Here is a 20593-nt window from a genome sequence, read left to right as displayed (position 1 = left end):
AAGTGAAGAGGGCGCAAGCCTCGTTGAGTACGCGCTGCTTGTTGCACTCATCGCCATTGTGGCAATCGCTGCAATCACGTTCGTCGGTACCAATGTTTCGACAACGTTCACCGACATCGGAAGCAAACTCGGGACCGTCGCCCCCTGACCAATAAGCACTCAAAGAAAGGTGGGGAGAGCAGATGCTCTCCCCACCTTTCTTTATGTTCTTCTCGGCGAATCGAGAACTCTTACAGCCACACACGCGGACGTGGCCCGTCGAGCCCGCTCAGGGTCCTTCCCTTGCCAGCAGCAACCATTTCTCGTCTCGAGCTCTCACGTTCCACCCGTCGGCCGTGAGAGCGGCTGCCAGTGGGCCTAACCGCTTCACAATGGCCATTTGCAGGTCGTAGGCGTCGAGCACACGAGCATCACCGTCTGAAGCCAACGCAACATCGACAATTTTCGGGCCAAACAGTTCTGCGCGATCGTCAACAAACGAGGGGTGCAGCGGCCAGAAACGATAGATCAAGTACCCACCCACCGCGAGATCACTAAACGTCTCTTGTGGGGTCAGCGCATCAGTTACCTGCGTTGACGGGAACCGCTCGATGCTCCACTCGACCGGGCGCATGAGGCCGACCACAGCAAGTACGACGATCGCTGCGAGCGCGACACCGACCACACTCCTCTCGGCTGCCGGAACGTGGCGGCTGTCTGCGATTTGCTCCGAGCGGCCTTCAGAGCCTCGACGCAGCGCTGATGCTGCAAGGAGGACGATTGCGGCATACGGCAGATTGCGCTGCGCGGCAAAGGCATACAGCACAAACGGCGCAAGCACGATACTGTCTCGGGGGCGTAGACCACCACGTACAAAGGCCAGTGCTAGACCAAGGAGCACGACCAGAAACGGCATGAGGAATGGGTTGAGCAGATCGGGCCGTTGCCATTCCTGTATGACAGACAGGGCCTCGCGGTTGGTAACGAATGCACCCATAATTTCGAATATCCCGAGACCATGCGCACCGAGCACGATCGTGGTGGCGCTCGCCAGCGTGATAACAGCCAACTTGCGGCTCCTCAACGTGACTGCCGTGAGCAGCATCAATCCGAGCCCTACGGGGAATGAGCCGTGGACACTCGCCCAGACCCACAGCAGCGGTATACCGATCCACCAGAGACGCTCAAGCTTGAGGACCACGACAAGCACCGCAAGGAGTGCGTAGGAAAACACCGTCGGCCGGGCGGCAACGAAGGGTGCCAACACAGCAGCACCGACAATCATCCGCAACCCCGCGCCAGCGACGCTTTTGGATCCCATCCACGATGCGAGGCCGATCGCAAGAATTGTGACCGCGCTTACCGTAAACGTAAGCAGCGGGGCCCATGCAAGCACGGAGCCCCACTGTTCGAGCCAGGCGTACAGCAAGTCAACAAGCCATGATTGCGTGCGCCATGCCATGCCGCCGTGGCTGACGGAAAACGGGTCGGTCGTGAGCACGCTCGCACTCACCGTCTGCAGCTCTCCTGCCCGGATGTGCCATAGAACCGCGTTGTCCCGAAACGGGAGCGTGACTACCCACCCAAGCGCCGCAAACGGGGCGAACACCAATAGGTGCTCGCGGCGGACTCGCATCCAGGCTACTGATTTAACCCGGCAACGATGCTGACCACCGCGGGGCCGAGAAGCACCACAAATATGCTCGGGAAGATGAACAACACAAGCGGAAATGTCATCTTCACCGGAGCCGCAAACGCCCGTTCCTGCGCCCGCTGTCGACGCCGAATTCGCAGCTCCTCTGCCTGGACACGCAACATTCGCGCAATGGAAACACCAAATGCATCAGCTTGATTTATCGACATGATGAACGAGTTGAGGTCTTCAACGTCGGTTCGCTCCGCGAGGTCCTTCATTGCTCGGTGACGGCTCACCCCGACCCGCGTTTCCTGCAACATACGCGAGAACTCGTCCGCAAGCACGCCTGGGATGTTTTGTGCAACGCGACCGAGGGCGGATTCAAAGCCGAGCCCGGCCTCGACCGAAATCACCAGGAGGTCGATGATGTCGGGCAGGTCCTTTTCGATGGATGCTTTGCGATCGTTCACTGCTCGGGTGAGGCTCACCTCCGGGCCGAGCACGCCAATGAGCAACATGATTGCCCCGCCCATGAGACGTTTCGATCCGAGCGAACCTTGGATGAGCACGAACAAGAATGACATGACAATGATCGAGATGACCCGAATCGACGCCCACGATGGTGCGTCCATCTTGGGGAACCAACCGGCAATCCGCAGACGCACGTTCGTACGGTCATTCCATCCTGCGGGGGTGAATCGCATGACGAATCGCCCAATCTTTTGCACCACCGGAGCAACTGCCCGCTCGGAAAACGCGGTCTCAAGCGCCTCGTCGCGAGTCGGACGGAGCGCCGCCAAACGGTTTGAGGACGTCCGTTGTGCGTTCACGACGCCGTTGCCGGCGTAGAAAGCGAATGCCCCAAGCGTCAGTCCAGCCATCAGAGCCGGCAATAGTGGACCCATTAGACCTCCACCCGTACGATTTTGTTGAGCCATACAATACCGAGAAGCAGCAACACCACTGCGCTGCCCAGTGCGATCCGACCGGGAGTCGAGTCGATCAACGGTTGCATGTACGATCGATTGGTGGCGAACAAAAAGAAGAAGAGTCCAAACGGCATACCACCAAGGACAATTGCCGAGATACGTCCCTCAGCAGTCAATGCTTTCATCTCTCGACGTAATCTGTTGCGTTGCACCATCGTTTCGGCAGCGGTCTGGAGGACTTCGGCAAGGTTGCCACCAACCTCACGTTGGATGTTCATGGCAAGCACCGCCCAGTCAAAGTCCACCGACTCCATCCTCATGGCAACGTCCTTCAACGCCTCGATCGGTGGACGGCCGAGACGGGTCTCGGTGATCGCCCTCGCGAATTCTCGCCCCGTCGGCTCCGATGCCTCCTGACTAACAACCTCCACGGCTTGCAGCAGCGAATACCCTGCTCGCAGCGATGTCGAAATCAGGTTGAGGGTGTCCGGCAGCTGGTTGACGAACTTTTTCCTCTGCCTGGTCGCAATGCCACGGACGAGACCGACCGCAATCAACAGCACAAACGCGCCGGCAACGACACCCGTCACAAGGGAACCCGCCAGGATGGCGACAATCGCCGCCACGGCGGCGCTGAGCCCCACCATGCCGACGATCGCCTCACCGGGGCGCAGTGGAAGGTCCGCCTGTTCTAACGCGGTCTCGATCATTCCGGTAGCGCCTCGCGAGGCTGCAGCGTCCTCGGCTGATCTTGCAAACCTCCCGAGAATCGGTATCCGTGTCCAGATGGATGTCTCGACGTTGGTGTCCGTATAAGTTGCGAGTCGACGTTGAATATCTCGTTCGACGGCCGAGTTTGGACCGAACAGAATCCATACGAACAGCCCGACTGCAAGGCCAATGCCAACCACCGCGCCAACCAGCGCGGTCCTCGTGGGCGCCGACGCCGACTCGGCAGCGAACGCCGGTGATGCAGATACCACGACTGCGCCGACGACGATCCCGGCTGAGACGAACCGCTTCTTCACTATTCCCGCCTCGCAAACGCTTCGGGAGCAAAGAGGTCCGCCGGGAGTTGGATGCCGTAGTTGGCAAGCGAATCGCTGAACGATGGGCGGATGCCGGTTGCCTTCAGTCGACCCAGGTACTTGCCTTCTCCATCAACGCCCATCCCGAAATCGAAGAGGAAGAGATCCTGCGTTGTGATGATCTCACCCTCCATGCCGACAACCTCAGTGACGTGGGTCACCCTTCGAGTCCCGTCTCGAAGCCTCCGCAGATGGACGATGAGATCTATCGCCGAGGCGACTTGTTCGCGAATTGCCCGGATCGGCAGATCCATGCCGGACATCAACACCATCGTCTCGATGCGGGCGAGCGTGTCGCGTGGAGCGTTCGAGTGGATCGTCGTCAACGAGCCATCGTGGCCTGTGTTCATGGCCTGCAACATGTCGAGGGCTTCGCCGCCACGAACCTCACCGACAATGATTCGATCAGGACGCATACGCAAGGTGTTGCGCACCAGATCCCGAATGGACACCTCGCCCTTGCCCTCAAGGTTGGAAGGGCGCGACTCAAGCGACAGAACGTGGCGTTGATTTAACCGAAGCTCGGCGGCGTCCTCGATGGTGACAATCCGATCAGAATCTGGAATGTAGCTTGAGAGCACATTGAGCAACGTCGTTTTACCAGAACCGGTAGAACCGGACACGATAATGTTCAATCTCCCCTGCACACATCTGCGCACAAAGCCCGCGACCTGGTCAGAGAACGTTCCCATCGAAATGAGGTCATCAGAGGTGAACGGGTCGACGGCGAATTTTCTAATGGTGAGAAACGGACCACCGATTGCGAGCGGATGGATTACTGCGTTTACCCGCGAACCATCAGGCAACCGAGCATCAACCATCGGGGTGGCCTCATCAATGCGCCGTCCGACTTGTCCCACAATCTTCTCAATGATGCGCTCAAGATGGTTCGAGTCAACAAACTTGACATCGGTCAGCGACAGCTTGCCGGCCTTTTCAACCCACACGTGGTACGGACCGTTGACCATGATTTCTGTGATCGTCGCATCAGAAAGGAACGGGTCGATCGGGCCGTAACCGAGGACGTCGTCCGCGATTTCTTGCAGAAGTTGCAACCGGTCAGGACGCGACAGTGGCACAGACTCTTCTTGATCGAGCGCCCACTCGAGCATTTCCATCACGCGGAGCTTGAGTTCCGCGTCGCTCATGTGTTGGTCGTAAAGCGTCGGTCCGAGACCTTCAACAACTTTGTAGTGAAGCTTGCGACGCAGGTCTTGGCGCATTTCGGTGCGCTGACCGTCAGACGGTTCCTCGTCGGCTTTTGCCGCTTTTACCCTATCGGCAAGGCTCATTTTTGTTCTCCTCTACGGGGCTCCACGTGGAGTTCCCACCTCGCAACCTCACCGCAAGCGGTGCGACTGTCAGCTAAACCATCGGCCTTTCGTCGGCGCATCTTCAGTATCTTGGATACGATCTTCTGAAATCACAAGCCGGGCAACACCGCGAAGGTCTCTCGCGACTCTCGACCTCGGATACAGCGACACTACGGGCACACCCTCGTTGACGGCACGGGGTACGAGCTTGTCCGACGAAATTGCTGCCATCACGTTAAGCCCCAACGAAATCTCAAGCTCGCCGACATCCAATCGAGCCTTCGAATTCACCCTGTTGAGCACAAGCTTGATCTTCCCGAAAGGAAACTTGATGAGTCGAAGCGTTTCGAGAGCGAGCTTCGAGTTTTTGACGGACGGAAGATCCATGTCTACAACGAGCAGCACATCGTCTGAACGCTCGAGGATCGAGAGCACCGGTTCATCGAGGAACGGCGCCGTGTCAATGATGATGTAGTCGAACATTCTCTTCAACATGCCGATCGTCTTCACGATCACCTGTGTTGAAATTTCGTCGGCTAGAGACGGCTCTAGCGGACCGGACAACACTCGCATCCCCGACTCATGTGTCGCCAACAGCGACTCAAGAAGTGGTTCATCGAGCTTGTCGATGTCACGAGCGACATCGACAATCGTGTGCGTCGGGTCAATCTGCAAACAAATGCAAACGTCGCCAAACTGCAAGTCAGCGTCGAGGATCACGACCCGTTCCGGCCCTATCCACTTGGCAATAGCCAGGGCAACATTCGTCGCTGTCATGGTCTTGCCGGCGCCGCCTTTGGGAGACATAATCGTCACGACGCGCCCGATGCTCGATCGCGTGGGTCCGCCAGCAGTCCTCTTGTCGGCAAGCGCGACCGTCTCGAACGCTTCCTCAAGTTTTGCAATGGTCAACGGTATATCGAGAACGTCTTTGATTCCAGAGCGCAGCGCCGACCGAAGCAGATCCGTCGTCATTGATTGAGTCGCCAGAACGATCGGAAGTGTTGGTCGGACGTCGAAGAGAGCAGATGTTTCAGACACTCCGTTCTCGTGCGCAAACGACGGTCCAACGATCGCGACACCGATGTTCTCTTCGAGCAATCGGCGCTGCGCGTCAGACATGTTGCGCGCAACGTACACCTTGTTGCCGTCGAGAAGTTTCGTCGTGTCTGCGACAAAACGATCGTCACCGTCAACTATCAGTACGGAGATAGGCTCATTATCAGGAGCCAAAGGACGCCTCTATCTGCTCTTGGATTCTATCAAGGAGGTCGAACAGGTCGTCAATGACAACCCCCGGTGCCTCGAATTCATTGTAGGCAGCCTCGCCAGGCAAAAGTGTCAGAGTCACCGCGGTGTACTGCTTAGAGAACTCGATTTCCTCAGCCTGTTCCGGGGTGACAAGAAGGATGACAACCTGGGACAGTTGCGGTTCAAGGCCGAGTCCCAAAGGGTCAATGATCGTGTCAGGGCCAACGGCGATGACCTCGAGATCCTGCAACACTGTCTGAGTAAAATTGATGGTCGTTGGGAACGTCTCGACAAAGCTCGTAACAGTATCGACACTTTCACCTTCACCAAATGTGGTTGGCGGGTTCGGATCCGGTGCAACACCGGTGATGAGTTCGCGCAACTCGGGGTCCTTGTAAAGCTCTACGAGGGAGCTGATGTCCACTGCGGCTGACGCGAGCAGGTTGACATGGTCGCCTGGCCGAATGAAGCCACCGACCCCGCTCTCGTCGTCGAGACGGACCGCAATCGCGACTTGATTAGCGCCAACTGCTTCGCTCAGATAGGTGGAGTTCAACTCAGCCGGAGTAACAAACATCTCGCTCGTGATGAGCTGTCCCTTGGATATCGGTCCAACTGCGAGTTTGCCGTCGAGTGCAACGTCAAGATCGCGCGGGTTCTGGTCACACACCGTGGCCGAGGAATTGTTCGCAGCGCCGAGACAGAGGATCTGTGACCCTTCAAACGCGATGTCACCGGCGACAGCCGTACCCTGCCCGATCAGCGCTTTTGCTTCTTCACCAGTGGTGCCGGCAGCGATTCGCTCGGTTGCGCGTAACACAACAACAGTTTCTAGGTCTCCGCGGAGGTCATCCTCGACAGAGGTGAGGTATCGCCAGATCAAGAACGCCGATCCAGCAGCGAGTCCCAGAGCGATCACAAGTACCAGTGTACGCTTCCCCATGTCAGTCAACCCTTCTTAGTGTGCAGAACACGGCTCCACGAGCCACACCATTGCACCCAACCGTTGATAGTGAGAATCGCCCACCACACACGGCTAGAGCTTGCGGAGAGGGGCGACCGCTAGGAGCGACCGATCCCCTTCTCTTTGAGTTGCGCGAGAATCGCCTCGAGTGAGGAGTCCGCGTTGAACGACAGCTCGCTTGGAGCCTCGTCTTCCCGCTGAAATTCCTGTCGTCGTGGTCGGCCACCGCCGCTCCTTCGCTGCTCTTTCCACTGTGCCGAACGCTCTTCCCATTCAGGAAGCGCCTGCTTTATGGATAGGCTCACCCGTCGTCTTTCGGCATCAATCTCGGTGACCTTTACCTTCACTTCGGCGCCGATGGAAAGTTCCATCTCGGGACGCTCGACGTGATGGACGGCAATTTCAGACACATGCACCAGCCCTTCGACACCGTCGCCCACCGAGACGAACGCTCCAAACGGAACCGTCTTGGTGATTTTGCCGTCCACGATCGAACCGACGGAGGCGCTGCGGGCGAATTCTTCCCACGGATCCTCCTTAGTCTGCCGAATAGACAGCGAGATCCGCTCCCGCTCACGATCGACCTCAAGCACGCGAACGTCGACCTTGTCACCAACGGTAACGACCTCGCCAGGGTGTGAAACGTGACGCCAGGAAAGCTCAGAAACATGGACCAAACCGTCCATGCCGCCTAAGTCGACAAACGCGCCAAATGCAACAACTGACGACACGACCCCCTCTCGAATGTCCCCGTGGTTGAGTCCAGCCAGGAACGCATGACGTTGTTCGGCCTGCGCTTCCTCTAGATAAGCACGACGAGAGAGCACCACGTTGTTGCGGTTCTTGTCGAGTTCGATGACTTTGGCCTCTATTTCAGTGCCGACGTACGGAGCCAAGTCACGGACGCGACGCAGGTCCACAAGCGATGCAGGCAGGAATCCTCGCAACCCGATGTCGACGATCAACCCTCCCTTGACAACCTCGATGACCGGACCGGAGACGGCCTCGCCGGCATTCATGATGCCCTCGATACGACCCCAGGCGCGTTCGTACTGGGCGCGTTTTTTGGACATAACGAGTCGCCCCGACTCGTCCTCCTTCTGCAGGACAAGCGCTTCGATTTCGTCACCGACGGATACAACGTCCGACGGACTTGCGTTGTTGCGAATAGAAAGTTCGTTTGAAGGTATGACACCCTCAGACTTGTAGCCGATGTCGACCAGTGCTTCATCGGGGTCTACTCGCACGACGATCCCGGCGATGATGTCGCCTTCCTTGAACTCGAACACGGTCCGTTCCACGGCCGCAGCAAAATCGTCAGCGCTCAGGTCATCAGCGACGTCGCCCACATCACGAGGCGCCATGATCGCGGGGCGCTCACCGACGCCCTTGCGACGTGGCGCCGCAGCCGGTTCGTCCGTCGCAGCAGCGTCCGCTGGTGCGGGGTCGGTGGACGGCGCGACATCGTCGTCAGCGGTCTTGTCGGTGGGGGCCGAATCCGTGGAAACAGAGTCCTGCCGCGACGAATCGTTAGCCCCGGAGACTTCTTCCGTTGCGGATTCCTTCTCCTCTACAGGTTCGGCAGTTACGGGATTGTCGGTCGCCGCGTCACCATCTTCAGTCGCAGAGGAAGGATCCTCTACAGACTCTGTGGCGTCCTCAACATGTTCCGTTTCTGATGTCACGACTTCCGCCGCTGTGTCAAGAGTCTCAACTTTTGCTGAGAGCTCGGTGTCCTTCTCGATGGCCATGCCAGGTCATCAACTCCTCGTTTTCAAGATTGCTCCTTCGGGCGCGGGAGACCGGCCCGATGAGCGGGAGCATCGTAACAGTTTTAACGCCGGTGGGGAACCCAGCAGGCCCGCGCGGGTGCAACGAAAGTTCCTGCTACTTGCTGCACTCGGCGAGTGTTCGACCAACAACCATGTCGATGTCGAGCGGCACGTCGAGCGTTACCACGTCCTTGAGAACGGCTTCAGTGAGTTCTTGCACGTCGCTGACTTCGGCGTCGCACACTTCAAGAACTACCTCGTCGTGAATCTGGAGCAGCATCTCAGCGGTGTACCCACCGCTTGTGAGGGCAGCGTCGAGTTCGACCATCGCCTTTTTCATGATGTCGGCCGCCGAGCCTTGGATTGGTGCGTTGCGGGCCATCCTCTCGCCCATCTGCCTCTCCCGAAAGTTTGACGAGGCGAGCTGCGGAAGATACCGACGCCGACCGAGGATCGTGGTCGTATACCCACACGCCGAAGCTTCTGCCACGACGCCTTGGAGATAGTTCTTCACCTCGGGGAACTGTCCAAAGTACGCGTCGATTTGGCCTTGCGCCTCTTCGCGAGAAATTTCGAGCCGCTGTGCAAGACCGTACGCCTCCATTCCGTAGAGGAGGCCAAAATTGACCGCCTTTGCTCGGCGACGCATATCGCCCGTCACATTGGCGAGGTCGACGCCGTTTAACCGTGCGGCGGTTGCGGCGTGGATGTCCTCACCAGATTCGAAAGCTGCCACCATGCCCGAGTCGCCGGAGAGGTGGGCAAGTATTCGAAGTTCGATTTGCGAGTAGTCGGCCACAACGAACTGATATCCGTCCTCAGCCACGAACGCTTGCCTGATCCGTCGACCCTCTGCGGACCGGATGGGGATGTTCTGCAGATTCGGCGATTCCTGCGAGAGACGGCCCGTTGCCGCTGCCATCTGATTGAACGTGCCTCGCACTCGCCCGTCGGGGTCAACAAGTGGAAGCAATGCATCGACGTATGTGGAGCGAAGTTTTTCGAGTTCCCGGTACTGCAACAGGGCGCCAATGATCGGGTGCGCCTCCTCAAGTTTTTGCAAGACCGCAGCGTTCGTCGACGGAACACCCTTTGGCGTCTTCTTGAGAACCGGGAGCCCGAGCTGATCGAACAGCACTTCCCGAAGCTGCGCGGTGCTGTTGACGTTAAACGGGCCACCCGCTGACTCATGGATTTCAGCCTCAAGATCGGCGAGACGTTTTCTGAGTTCGTCACCGAATGTACGCAAGAAGTCGGTATCGATCTTTATACCCACGTGCTCCATCTGAGCAAGGATCGAAATGAGCGGGAGTTCAATGGTGTCAAGCAACTCGTGCTCGCCGCGCTCCTCGATGAGCTTGTCTTGACGCGGCCACAACACGGCGATCGCGACCGCCCTTCGGCCGGCGGCCTCAAGATCGGGACCCGCATTCCCTTCGAAGTCGAATGCTCCCTGGCTCGGCTGGTTGTCGTCGTCGAGCGGGTCCAGCACTACCGAAAGTTCGCGCTCGGCGAGGACTTCTAGGGTTGGTACCCGCTGCCCGGGGTTGATCAAGTACGCCGCGAGCGCCGTGTCGAACACGACCGCAGGAACATCGAGACCGTCATCAAGAAACAGTCGGATTAGCTCCTTGACGTCGTGACCGACAATACCGGCGCGAGCACCGCTGACGAACTCCGAGAACAGATCCCGCGGCACAAAACTGCACACGACCTGCGCCGACAAGGAGACGTTGGCCGACCCGATCGCGGCCAGGCCCACAATCTCTTGTGCGTCGCGTACCAGCGCGACAGTGATCGGGGCCGATCCCATCTCTACCAGCTCGCTCGCTGAGGCCGTATGAATCGACACGTCGATCGTGTCGACCTGGCTGGTACCGCTCTCTATGGCGATCAGCCTGTCCCACAGCGTCAAGAACGCGAGGCCGTCGAACACGCGCCTCGCGACCTCCCTCTCGAAGTCCCCGAACATGAAGGAGTCCAAAACGAGCTCCGTCACCTCAGGCACATCGCGAACGAGGCGCATCAGGTCCCTGTTGAGAAACGCCCTGTCTTTGTTTTCGAGGAGGTTCTGTTTCAACCTCGGCGTGTTGTCATCGAGGTTTTCGTAGATCCCTTCGAGGTTTCCATAGGACTGGATGAGTTTCGCGGCTGTCTTTTCGCCGACCCCCGGCACTCCGGGCAGGTTGTCTGACTTGTCTCCGCGCAGCGCGGCGTAGTCGAGGTATTGATCCGGTGACACCCCGTATCGATCCTGTATCCATTGCGGGGTAGCGTCTGCGGTGTCTGACACGCCGCGCAGGGTGTACATCACACGGATTCCGTCCGCCGGGAGTTGGAACGCATCGCGGTCGCCAGTCACGACTACCGCTTCCCATCCCTGCGCCATTGCGCGGGTCGCTAGCGTCGCGAGGACATCGTCAGCCTCGTACCCCGGTGCTTTAACCTGCGCAATCCCAAGCGAATCGAGCACCTCTTCGATAAGTGGTAGTTGCTGGATGAAGAGATCAGGGGGTGTCTGGCGCTGCGCCTTGTACTGCGGGTATTGATCGTTCCTAAACGAGCCTCCGCGCACATCCCACGCAACACAAATCGCATCTGGTCGCTCCTCGTCAATGAGCTTGATGAGCATTGACGTAAAGCCGAACACGGCGTTTGTGACCTGACCGGCAGGGGTCGCAAGTGTATCCGGAAGTGCGTAGAACGCACGGTAGGCCAACGAATGTCCGTCGATGAGCGCAAGCGTTGGCATGAGCGAATCTTAATCACCGCTTCGGTGTGCGCCTCTACGGTCCTACATAGCCAAGCGCGTCCCGACGAACCGGGTGTTATGGGATAAGGTGAATCGGTTCGCCGTTAACCCTGGCCACCCAGGTTGTTCGCTCCGTCACGTTGGCACCGGCAGCGAATCCGTAGTCAATGTCCATCCAACAATCCGTTGGACACGTCCACGCCGCGGGAACATCGAACTTGAAGTCAACCCACTGACCGTTAAACCGTTGGCCCGACGTGTTCAAGAAACACGGTGCCACACCCGGTGAGTCATCTGGCCCCCAGTTGGACAAAATGGTGTTGCCATCTAGCGATCTGATGCGGACCTCGCACTCAAGCGAACTCCCGTCCCCGACAAACCGCAGATTCGCAAACCCTCCCGAGACATCGCCAGGGTCGAACAACGAGATGATCAACTGCGAGCCGGCGTAGATCTCTTCGAGTTTCAAGATCTTGAAGTTCGGCGCTGTTCCAGCCTCGACCATGTCGAGGGACATGGCGCCGAGCCCGTAGATGGCAGGCGTAGTACCCGAGCCGTAACCGGTGACACGAAGCGCAAAGTCGGAAATTGCCCGGTCGTCGCCGTCAACCGCGACGGTCAGAACGTAGATGCCCGAGACAGCAGTAAAGCTGCACACCGAACTCCACGCTTGCACACCCGGAGATGTCTCGGACGGCGCTTCGGTGAACGTCCGGGTACAACCGGAGATGACTGGGTTGTCCTGCGGATTATTTGGGGTTTGGTCCGGAGCATGCAGTATGAACTGGATATCAATGTCGCGGTCGATTCTGTCACCGGTGGCTTCAGCGTCGCCGTTGTTGATGAAATCGTTGAAGTTGCCGCTCCAGTGCGGACCGTCGTACACCTGCAAGGTGAGAGATCGCCCGATTTGGTCGGTGGGCACTTCGATGGCGTAGTGGTACGCCGGGTTCTTGTACTCCCCGTTCTGGGTTCCACCACAGTTGGATGAGTTGCAGCGTGTTGAGAAGGGATCGCCGTTCGCCTTCAATTCCTCTTCACCGTTGATGGCAACCCAGAACGCTTCCCCGACACCACCGAGCGATGGTTCGTCGGATCCCAGTTTGAGCGGAGGCAATTGTTCCGCGATCGCGTCGCGGGTCATGGTGACGCTGTTTAATCCAAACACCCGCATGAAGAACGTCGGCACGGTCGAGGTGACAGTCACACCGAGACGGTTCGGACGTCCGGGGATCTCCGCCGGCGTCACACCACCTGAAAACCCGTCGCGAGACGCAACGTCTAGCGCGGTGTTCCACGCCTCGCCCCCGACAAATGAACTGCTTGAGGGTTGCGGCATGTGCACAACACCAGCGAGCGCGGCTGCTTCGGCAGCGTTCTGTGCCTGCGCACCCTTGAAGTACAGCCAGCCGAGGTCAACTGACAGACCGGCCATACCGATCATCACGAGCAGCGACGCAGCAGCGAGAACAAGGACCGCACCACCCTCGTCATCCCCGCGGAACCTCTTTGGGAGAATCCGTGTGATCTCTCTCACGGTTGGAACACTTGCGGCTCGAGACGCATCACCGCGGTGTCCGCCCAACACCCCGACCCAGGCGTGCCGTCGCAATCAACGTTCGGCAGCGGCACGATGCCGCCGGTCACCCATTGGTGAGCGTACGTGACTCGCACCGCAATCACGTCAAGACCGGGGAGTTCGACATCACGCCCCACCGGTGGCCATGTCCAAGAGCTGTACCCATTAGCAGCGTCTGGGCATGGCACCCAATCGCAGATCCCACCGCTCGGCGCCCAGGTGTAGCGGTTGCACAGACTTCCGCCTCCGGCAGCACACGAACCCACCGGATTCCCGTCGTTGTCGGCGAGGTAAACATCGACGTACTTGACAATGCCGATTGCCTGACCGGGAAGGATCCCAAGAGATTGTTCGAGCGACAGAAGCATCTCGTAATCTGAGATCGGGTCATCACCGAGAGCCGATACCACGCGAGCAGAACCCTGCACAGCGTTGGTGACGGTGAGACGATCGCGGAACGCAAGACCGAACTCGATGATCCCGAACAGGAGCATGAACATCAGCGAAGCCACAATGGAGAACTCCACCAAGGACGACCCGCGCTCGTCTGAACGTTTCTGTGTGAATGTACTGAAGCCCATCATCGCACCCCACGTGTAACTACTATTTGTGGCATTATCCACCGCTGCGACCGTATTTAGCAAGCGTTCGGTACAGTATAGACACTCTCCGTGTTAATTGGAAGAGGCCTAAAGGACTATTTCGGTGCAGTCCCCTCCTGGTACATCGGCTGTCAATCGAGTTTCGAGAGCAATTCTTCCCTTTTTGCGTCGAGTTTTGCGCTTCTCTTTTCTAACCGGAGAATTTCGCGCCGCATCCGCTCGACATCCTGCCTTGTGATTCTGGCGTCTTCGCGATCGAATGGGTTGTCGGACACGAGGGCATCTCGCCTTGCGTCATCATGGAGATGCTCATGAATCGATAGTTCGTGACCAAGCTGGTCCGTTGCCCGCGCGAGCTGAGCCAGTTCGTCCATGATGGCGAACAGCTTCTTTTCGTTCTTCTCCATCGATGCATTGTACGACTCGTCGCGATGCAAGATCGCCTAACCTGTCGCTCACCACAAGCCGGGGTGGCGGAATCGGTAGACGCGACGGACTCAAAATCCGTTGGGCGCAAGCCCGTGGGGGTTCAAGTCCCCCTCCCGGTACAAAACAAACGGTACAACGCAAGAAGCGGACCCGTAGAGGTCCGCTCCTTGCGTGGAACAACGCCGTCCGCCCCGGGTATGGTGCGTTCGAAACCGTAGGACGAACCGCACGATGTTCTAGGAGAAGTCGCCGAAGGGGATTAGCGATAAACTCCGTCCGCAAAGGATCGCTCGGACCGCCCCATTTGTCGAGAATGGTTCAACGTGTCCCAGGATGACTAGTCCGTTATGAGCGCCACGTGACCTGCCGCGGACTACGGATGCAGCGGCTGTCCGCCGCTAGACCACACCATGCAGCGGCTGTCGCGCTAGCGGACCATCGACTTCGCGAATTCTGCGGTGTCCGCGCCAAGCTGAGACACCGCGTCGGTCGTGGTCGACGCCTCAAGCACACGCCGCACCAAGGCCGATCCCACGATCACACCGTCGCCGACGGCTGCCGCGGCCGCGGCCTGCGGCGGTGTTGAGATGCCAACTCCAAAGACGAGTGGGATTGCAGAGACAGCGCGGACCTTCTCGGCGAGGGTGTTCAGATTGCGCGAACCTTCGCTTCGCTCCCCGGTAACGCCAAGTTCGGCAATTCCATAGATGAACACCGGATCGTCAGCAACAACCTTCTCGAGCCGTTCGCTTCCGGTGGTCGGCGCGACGAACTGTACATAGCCAATCCCCCTTTTGGCACATGCGGCCGCGATGTCGGCGGTCTCGCCAACGGCGATGTCTGCCACGATCAGCGCGCAAGCGCCACGATCGACGAGTCGATCAACAAACGTTTGAACGCCGACCGCGAGCACCGGGTTCACATACGTCATCACGATCACCGGTTTGCCTGTTTTGTCGACGATGTCCCCGACAATGTCGAACGCGACGTCAAGCGTGGTGCCCTGTTGGAGAGCTCGCAGCCCCGCGGCGTGAATCGTGGGGCCGTCCATCAGAGGATCGGAGTACGGGAAGCCAACCTCGAAGCCATCCGCACCCGCCGCGGCCATCGCCTCAAACATCGCAACAGAGTCTTTCGGTGATGGCAGCCCAGCCGTGAGATAGGGAAGGAACACGGCCCTGTTTTCAGCCTTCGCCTTGTTGAAGAGGCTTCGCAGCCGATCTTTACCGGTCACTGCGAGCCGGCCTCGGTCATCGCCAACACCTGTTGGACGTCCTTGTCCCCCCGCCCCGACAGGTTTATGACCACTGTCTGGCCGACAAGCGAGCCGGCCTCGCGTATCACCCACGCAATGGCGTGCGCCGATTCGAGTGCCGGAATAATGCCCTCGAGCTCGGAGAATTGGCGGAAGGCGGCGAGCGCCTCGGCGTCGGTGACCGCGACGTACCGGGCGATGCCCTGGTCACGAAAGTAGGCGTGTTCGGGACCGGATCCTGGGTAGTCGAGACCAGCGGAGATTGAGTGTGCCTCGATCACTTGCCCGTTGAGGTCCTGCAACATGTAGGTGCGAGCGCCGTGCAGCACTCCGGGAGACCCGGCGACGAGCGATGCGCCGTGCTTTCCCGATCCGAGTCCGAGGCCGGCGGCTTCGACACCGACTAGGTCGATCCCCTTATCTATCCACGGGTAGAAGATCCCCATTGCGTTCGATCCCCCACCGACGCTGGCGACTATCACGTCGGGGCTCGGTAGCGAATCGGACTCTCCCGTCATCTGCTCACGCAACTCTTCCCCGATCACTTTTTGGAACTCGCGCACGATGTATGGGAATGGGTGCGGGCCGACAACAGAACCGATGATGTAGTGCGTCGTCTCGACGGATGCAACCCAGTCACGGAACGCCTCTGATACCGCGTCCTTTAGGGTCCCGGCACCCTTCGTCACCGGAACAACTTCTGCGCCGAGAAGCCGCATCCGGTAGACGTTGAGAGCTTGACGGTCGATGTCCTTGGTACCCATGAACACAACGCACTGCAGCCCGAGCAGGGCACACGCGGTCGCCGTTGCAACACCGTGCTGACCGGCCCCTGTCTCAGCAACGACGCGCGGTTTCCCCATCCGTTTTGCCAGGAGCGCCTGCCCCAAGGTGTTGTTGATCTTGTGTGCACCGGTGTGGGCAAGGTCCTCGCGCTTGAGGTAGACGTCCGTACCCACCATCTTGGATAGTCGGGCCGCGAAATACACCGGCGTGGGACGACCGACGTAGGAGACATAGAGCTGGTCGAGTTCTTCATGAAATGACTCGTCTTGCCAGGCCTGGTCGAATTCAGCCTCGAGTTCCTGCAACGCCGGCATCAGAGTTTCGGGTGCAAACTGGCCGCCGTAGTCGCCAAAGCGACCCGTTGCGTCTGGCCGGTATTCCCTCATAGCGCTTTCGCCTTCTGTATAAAGCTGGTGACCTTAGCGGGGTTCTTGATGCCCGGTGCAGACTCCAACATCGTCACCGCATCCACGCCCCACGGGTCTGCGGTCATGATTGCAGACTGCACGTTGTGGGGTCCGAGGCCACCCGCTAACACGAAGTCTCTGCCGATGTTCTTCGTGGGCGCCCAGTCGAAGGTAACGCCAGTCCCCCCGTCGAAACCTTCGACGTGCATATCGAGGAGCGGAGTAACGTCGTCTGCAAGCTGATCCAGGTCGATTTCGCCTGACGTAACGCGCACCGGCGCAAGGACGCCGAACCCGCGCTCGGCTGCCAGATTGAGCACCGCCGCCTGATGCTGACCGTGTGGTTGTATCCAGTCAAAACCCGCATCCTCGGCAATGAGAAGGACATCGGACGGCGCTTGGTGCGCTGACACGAGCACCGTCGTCACGCCACCTGCGGCGGCGACAAGGAGCCCAACCTCGTCGGTGTGTACACGGCGCACGCTGGACGCTGCAACGATGATCCCGATGGCATCTGCGCCGGCCTCAACAGCGTGGCGCACATCACCGACATTCGTCATGCCACATACCTTGACCCACACAGTCACACCGAACCCAGTGTGGTGATCAGCGCCGCAGGGTCGTCCGAACGCACCAGCGCCTCACCGACGAGGATGGCGTCAAAGCCGGCAACGGCCATCCGCGACGCCCCCTCGAGGTTGGAGACCCCGCTCTCGCCGACCGTAACCGACGCATCTCGGATGATCGGTACGATCTGCTCCCCGGTGGACAGGTCGGTCGCGAATGTGGTGAGGTCGCGGTTGTTTATGCCAACAATTTTCGCTCCCATGGCCACGGCCCGCAGGGCCTCTTCCTCAGAGTGTGCTTCGACAAGCACCTCGAGGCCAACCGACGCCGCGGCATCGTGCAGCGCACCAAGTACCTCGTCGTCCAGTATCGCGACGATGAGCAGCACCGCATCGGCACCGAGGATCTTGGCCTCATATATTTGCGCGCTATCCACAATGAAGTCCTTGCGAAGGATCGGCACGTCGACAACAGATCGCACGTCAACGAGATCGTCGGCGGATCCACCGAAGTATTCGGGTTCGGTGAGGACCGAGATCGCTGCCGCTCCACCTGCAACATAAATCGTCGCTAGGTCCTGAGGAACGAGGTCAACATCCAGTTGTCCAGCGGACGGCGACCGACGTTTGATCTCGGCTATCACCTGGAGTCCGAGACACGTCAGCGCGTCAGACAGCGATCGTGCCGGCTCTGCATCGAGAGCCGCGCGGCGCAGCTCTGTTCGTTGCTTTTGGAGCGGCGCTATTCGGCGCCTCGTCGAGGCCACGATGTCATCAAGAATCACTAGCCACCACCCTGTACCGACCGGATATACGTTATGAGCGAGTCGATCTGGTCGCCGCTGAGTTGTTTGAAGGAAGGCATCCGCCCCGGCCCAATGCGGATCGTGTTACCGATCTGCTCGTCAGACAGTGCAGTGGCAGCGTTGGACTGCGGACCGATGGCGGGTCCGATGCCGCCGCCCAAGTCACGGCTGTGACACTTGGCGCACGTCGCCTGAAAGAGTTCTTGGCCAAACTTGCCCTCAGTCGAGGTGCCACAGCTCGATACGACCATGAAAACAACAAATGCAAGCAGGATGAGGCGGCGGTGCATGGTGGCAAGTGTAGGGGACGTACCGTCGGTCCTTGAACATCGACCCTCGGTCTTTAAACATCGACCTAGGCTCGTGACGTCGTCCATGGAATCGTGACACGTACCGTCGTACCGACACCAAGCTCCGACTCAACAGAGACCGAACCACCGAGTGCTGTCACCAACTGTTGAACAATCGCCAGGCCGAGACCGCTGCCCTCGGGCCGCAGCGCCTGATAACGCTGGGCAACATAAAGCCGCTCGAAAACGTGCGGAAGGTCGTCTGCGTCGATGCCCGGACCGGTGTCAGACACCGAGATTTCACAACCTCCGTGCGTGACTGTCCCCAACCCGACCGTGATCGTTCCGCCTTCGGGTGTGTATCGCAAAGCGTTGTCGACGAGGTTGCCCACGATCTGGCTGATTCGATCGGGATCAGTTTGACCCATTGACACAACCGCAAGGTCTGAGTTCACTGCAATGTGGAGCGTCTCGGCCCTTTCGGTCAGAGCGGCGACTGCGGCTTCGAGATGTGCAGTCAAGTCGACGGATTCATAACGTAGGGTGAATTCCTGTGCTTGGAGGCGTGAAAGCAGCATCAAGTCTTCGATAAGACGCGACAACCTCTGCGTTTGAGTGTGGAGCACCGATGCAACTCTCGGCAGGTGCTCCGCATCGACGCGTCCATCATCGAGCGCTTCCGCATACCCGCGGATGGTGGTAAGAGGTGTTCGTAGATCGTGACCGACGCTCATGAGGAAGTCTCGCTCGCGACGTTTGGCATCTGCCAGGCCCGCGGCCATCTCGTTAAAAGCTGACGCTAGGGCGGCAATTTCATCACTCCCGCTGATGTCTACTCGGGCCGAAAAATCGCCGGCGGCGATCACTTGTGCTGCGTCCGACAGTGCGTCGATCCGTTTCCCAAGCTGCTGTGACACCAGAAGAGATAGCGAGATCGCGGCAAGAACACCGACAATCGTCGCAATGACCATCGGCCGTGTGAAAAGCTGCCGGTCGACAACACCGGCACGCGAACCGATCGCAATGACGATCTCGCGGTCAAGGTTGGCAATGATACGAACCGCAACGTTGACCGGTTCGCCATCGACATCGACCTGCTGAACCGCTCGATCTGTGAGCTGACCCTCAAGGATAGGTAGTAGTACCGCGTCATCCTCGGCTATCCGCAACCCGCGCTCTGTGATAATCCCTACCTCTAGATAGTCGTAGTTACCGACCGTGGCGAGGGCATTTACGAGCTGTCGCTGACCGAAGTTGAGGATCTGCACGTTTCTCAGTCGTTGACCCTCGGTCTCGATTCGTCCGAGTACCCGAGCGATCTGGTTTGCCTCCTCGAACAGCTCGTCCTGAGCGTCCGCGGTCACGTTGCGTTGGATACTCACAGCAGCCGCTCCCCCAACCACCAGCATGAGCAGCGCGACCACCAGAGTGCCGATGAGCAGACGAACCCGCATCTACGCCCCCAACCGGTAACCGACACCCCACACTGTCTCGATCGGTACGCCGTCAAGCTTCTTTCGGAGCTGACGGATGTGGACATCGACCGTCCTGGTTTCTCCAAAGTAGTCGTACCCCCACACGGCCTCAAGGATCTGGCTACGAGATAACACAAGCCCGGGTCGAGTCGCCAGGTACCACACAAGGTCGAACTCGCGAGCCGTGGGACGAACGACCGATCCGTCGGGGCTAGTGACGTCACGACGCCCTGAGTCAAAACGCCAACCGTCCACCTCGACGGTCTCAGGCGCGGCGACTTTCTCCTCTGACCGGCGCAGCACCGCTTTGACCCTCGCAACGACCTCGCGAGGTGAGAAAGGTTTCGTGATGTAGTCGTCCGCGCCTATCTCAAGGCCCACAACGGTGTCGATCTCTCCGTCGCGAGCAGTGAGCATCAGCACCGGGACGTCTGTCGATGAACGGATGCGCCGACACACCTCGTGCCCGTCGATCCCGGGGAGGCCAACATCGAGAAGAACCGCACGGATGTCGCGCTGCTCAAGACGTTGCAGACCTTTTTCGCCGGTGTCGCAATGCACGAGCCGGAACCCTTCCTGTTCGAAGGTCATTTCAAGAAGATCCGCGATGTCGGGGTCATCTTCGATCAACAGCACGGTTCCGTGGCTCACGCTTGCCTCCCAAGGCATCTACATCAATCATCGGTACGTTGTGTGAGAGAACTGTAAGGGAAC

At 59.0% G+C, this 20593-nt stretch carries 19 protein-coding genes and 1 tRNA gene; 2 read left to right on the top strand and 18 right to left on the bottom strand.

Annotated elements, in window-relative coordinates:
- On the top strand, positions 1–148 hold a 148-nt coding region (locus tag IIC71_04265), incomplete at its 5' end, for a Flp family type IVb pilin (GenBank protein MCH7668407.1).
- A gap of 120 nt (positions 149–268) precedes the next feature.
- Here the strand turns inward: IIC71_04265 and IIC71_04260 are convergent.
- From IIC71_04260 to IIC71_04210, 11 genes are all read right to left on the bottom strand, one after another.
- Positions 269–1615, bottom strand: a complete 1347-nt coding sequence (locus IIC71_04260; GenBank protein MCH7668406.1) for a hypothetical protein — start codon at positions 1613–1615, stop codon at positions 269–271.
- Positions 1616–1620: 5 nt separating this feature from the next.
- The gene (locus tag IIC71_04255; protein ID MCH7668405.1) at positions 1621–2520 is read right to left on the bottom strand and encodes a type II secretion system F family protein; all 900 of its coding nucleotides are present in this window, start codon (positions 2518–2520) and stop codon (positions 1621–1623) included.
- A complete protein-coding gene (locus IIC71_04250; GenBank protein MCH7668404.1) occupies positions 2520–3572 on the bottom strand; it encodes a type II secretion system F family protein in 1053 nt (350 codons plus the stop codon). The genes IIC71_04255 and IIC71_04250 overlap by 1 nt, the downstream gene beginning before the upstream one ends.
- Positions 3572–4924 (bottom strand): CpaF family protein, encoded by a 1353-nt coding sequence (locus IIC71_04245; GenBank protein ID MCH7668403.1) that lies wholly within the window; start codon positions 4922–4924, stop codon positions 3572–3574. Before IIC71_04245 ends, IIC71_04250 begins: the two co-directional genes overlap by 1 nt.
- A gap of 69 nt (positions 4925–4993) precedes the next feature.
- Entirely contained in the window at positions 4994–6178 is a 1185-nt protein-coding gene (locus tag IIC71_04240) for an AAA family ATPase (GenBank protein ID MCH7668402.1), read from the bottom strand.
- Positions 6168–7139, bottom strand: a complete 972-nt coding sequence (locus tag IIC71_04235; GenBank protein MCH7668401.1) for a hypothetical protein — start codon at positions 7137–7139, stop codon at positions 6168–6170. The genes IIC71_04240 and IIC71_04235 overlap by 11 nt, the downstream gene beginning before the upstream one ends.
- Positions 7140–7258: 119 nt before the next feature.
- The gene (rpsA, locus tag IIC71_04230) at positions 7259–8524 is read right to left on the bottom strand and encodes a 30S ribosomal protein S1 (GenBank protein ID MCH7668400.1); all 1266 of its coding nucleotides are present in this window, start codon (positions 8522–8524) and stop codon (positions 7259–7261) included.
- Between the two features lie 523 nt (positions 8525–9047).
- Positions 9048–11684, bottom strand: a complete 2637-nt coding sequence (polA, locus tag IIC71_04225) for a DNA polymerase I (protein ID MCH7668399.1) — start codon at positions 11682–11684, stop codon at positions 9048–9050.
- Between the two features lie 76 nt (positions 11685–11760).
- The gene (locus IIC71_04220; GenBank protein ID MCH7668398.1) at positions 11761–13221 is read right to left on the bottom strand and encodes a hypothetical protein; all 1461 of its coding nucleotides are present in this window, start codon (positions 13219–13221) and stop codon (positions 11761–11763) included.
- The gene (locus IIC71_04215) at positions 13218–13844 is read right to left on the bottom strand and encodes a pilus assembly protein (GenBank protein MCH7668397.1); all 627 of its coding nucleotides are present in this window, start codon (positions 13842–13844) and stop codon (positions 13218–13220) included. Before IIC71_04215 ends, IIC71_04220 begins: the two co-directional genes overlap by 4 nt.
- A gap of 152 nt (positions 13845–13996) precedes the next feature.
- Positions 13997–14272 carry a hypothetical protein gene (locus IIC71_04210; GenBank protein MCH7668396.1) on the bottom strand — a complete coding sequence of 92 codons (276 nt, stop codon included), beginning with the start codon at positions 14270–14272 and terminating at the stop codon, positions 13997–13999.
- Between the two features lie 57 nt (positions 14273–14329).
- Here IIC71_04210 and IIC71_04205 point away from each other — a divergent pair.
- Positions 14330–14413: transfer RNA gene (locus IIC71_04205), tRNA-Leu, on the top strand.
- A gap of 308 nt (positions 14414–14721) precedes the next feature.
- Here IIC71_04205 and trpA read toward each other — a convergent pair.
- The 7 genes from trpA to IIC71_04170 all read right to left on the bottom strand — a co-directional run bounded on the left by trpA (position 14722) and on the right by IIC71_04170 (position 20548).
- The gene (trpA, locus tag IIC71_04200; GenBank protein MCH7668395.1) at positions 14722–15528 is read right to left on the bottom strand and encodes a tryptophan synthase subunit alpha; all 807 of its coding nucleotides are present in this window, start codon (positions 15526–15528) and stop codon (positions 14722–14724) included.
- Positions 15525–16721, bottom strand: a complete 1197-nt coding sequence (gene trpB, locus IIC71_04195) for a tryptophan synthase subunit beta (protein ID MCH7668394.1) — start codon at positions 16719–16721, stop codon at positions 15525–15527. The genes trpA and trpB overlap by 4 nt, the downstream gene beginning before the upstream one ends.
- Positions 16718–17302, bottom strand: coding sequence for a phosphoribosylanthranilate isomerase (locus IIC71_04190; GenBank protein MCH7668393.1), 585 nt, complete (start codon positions 17300–17302; stop codon positions 16718–16720). Before IIC71_04190 ends, trpB begins: the two co-directional genes overlap by 4 nt.
- A gap of 23 nt (positions 17303–17325) precedes the next feature.
- A complete protein-coding gene (gene trpC / locus IIC71_04185; protein ID MCH7668392.1) occupies positions 17326–18093 on the bottom strand; it encodes an indole-3-glycerol phosphate synthase TrpC in 768 nt (255 codons plus the stop codon).
- On the bottom strand, positions 18093–18404 hold the full coding sequence (locus IIC71_04180) for a cytochrome c (protein MCH7668391.1): 312 nt from the start codon (positions 18402–18404) through the stop codon (positions 18093–18095). Before IIC71_04180 ends, trpC begins: the two co-directional genes overlap by 1 nt.
- 65 nt (positions 18405–18469) lie before the next feature.
- Positions 18470–19858, bottom strand: coding sequence for a HAMP domain-containing histidine kinase (locus IIC71_04175; GenBank protein MCH7668390.1), 1389 nt, complete (start codon positions 19856–19858; stop codon positions 18470–18472).
- Positions 19859–20548, bottom strand: a complete 690-nt coding sequence (locus IIC71_04170) for a response regulator transcription factor (GenBank protein ID MCH7668389.1) — start codon at positions 20546–20548, stop codon at positions 19859–19861.
- Between the last annotated feature and the right edge of the window lie 45 nt (positions 20549–20593).

The sequence above is a fragment of the Acidobacteriota bacterium genome (assembly GCA_022562055.1).
Lineage (GTDB): Bacteria > Actinomycetota > Acidimicrobiia > Spongiisociales > UBA5794 > BMS3BBIN02.
Note: the sequence above shows the minus strand (reverse complement) of the source record. Positions and strands in the feature narration are given on the sequence as shown.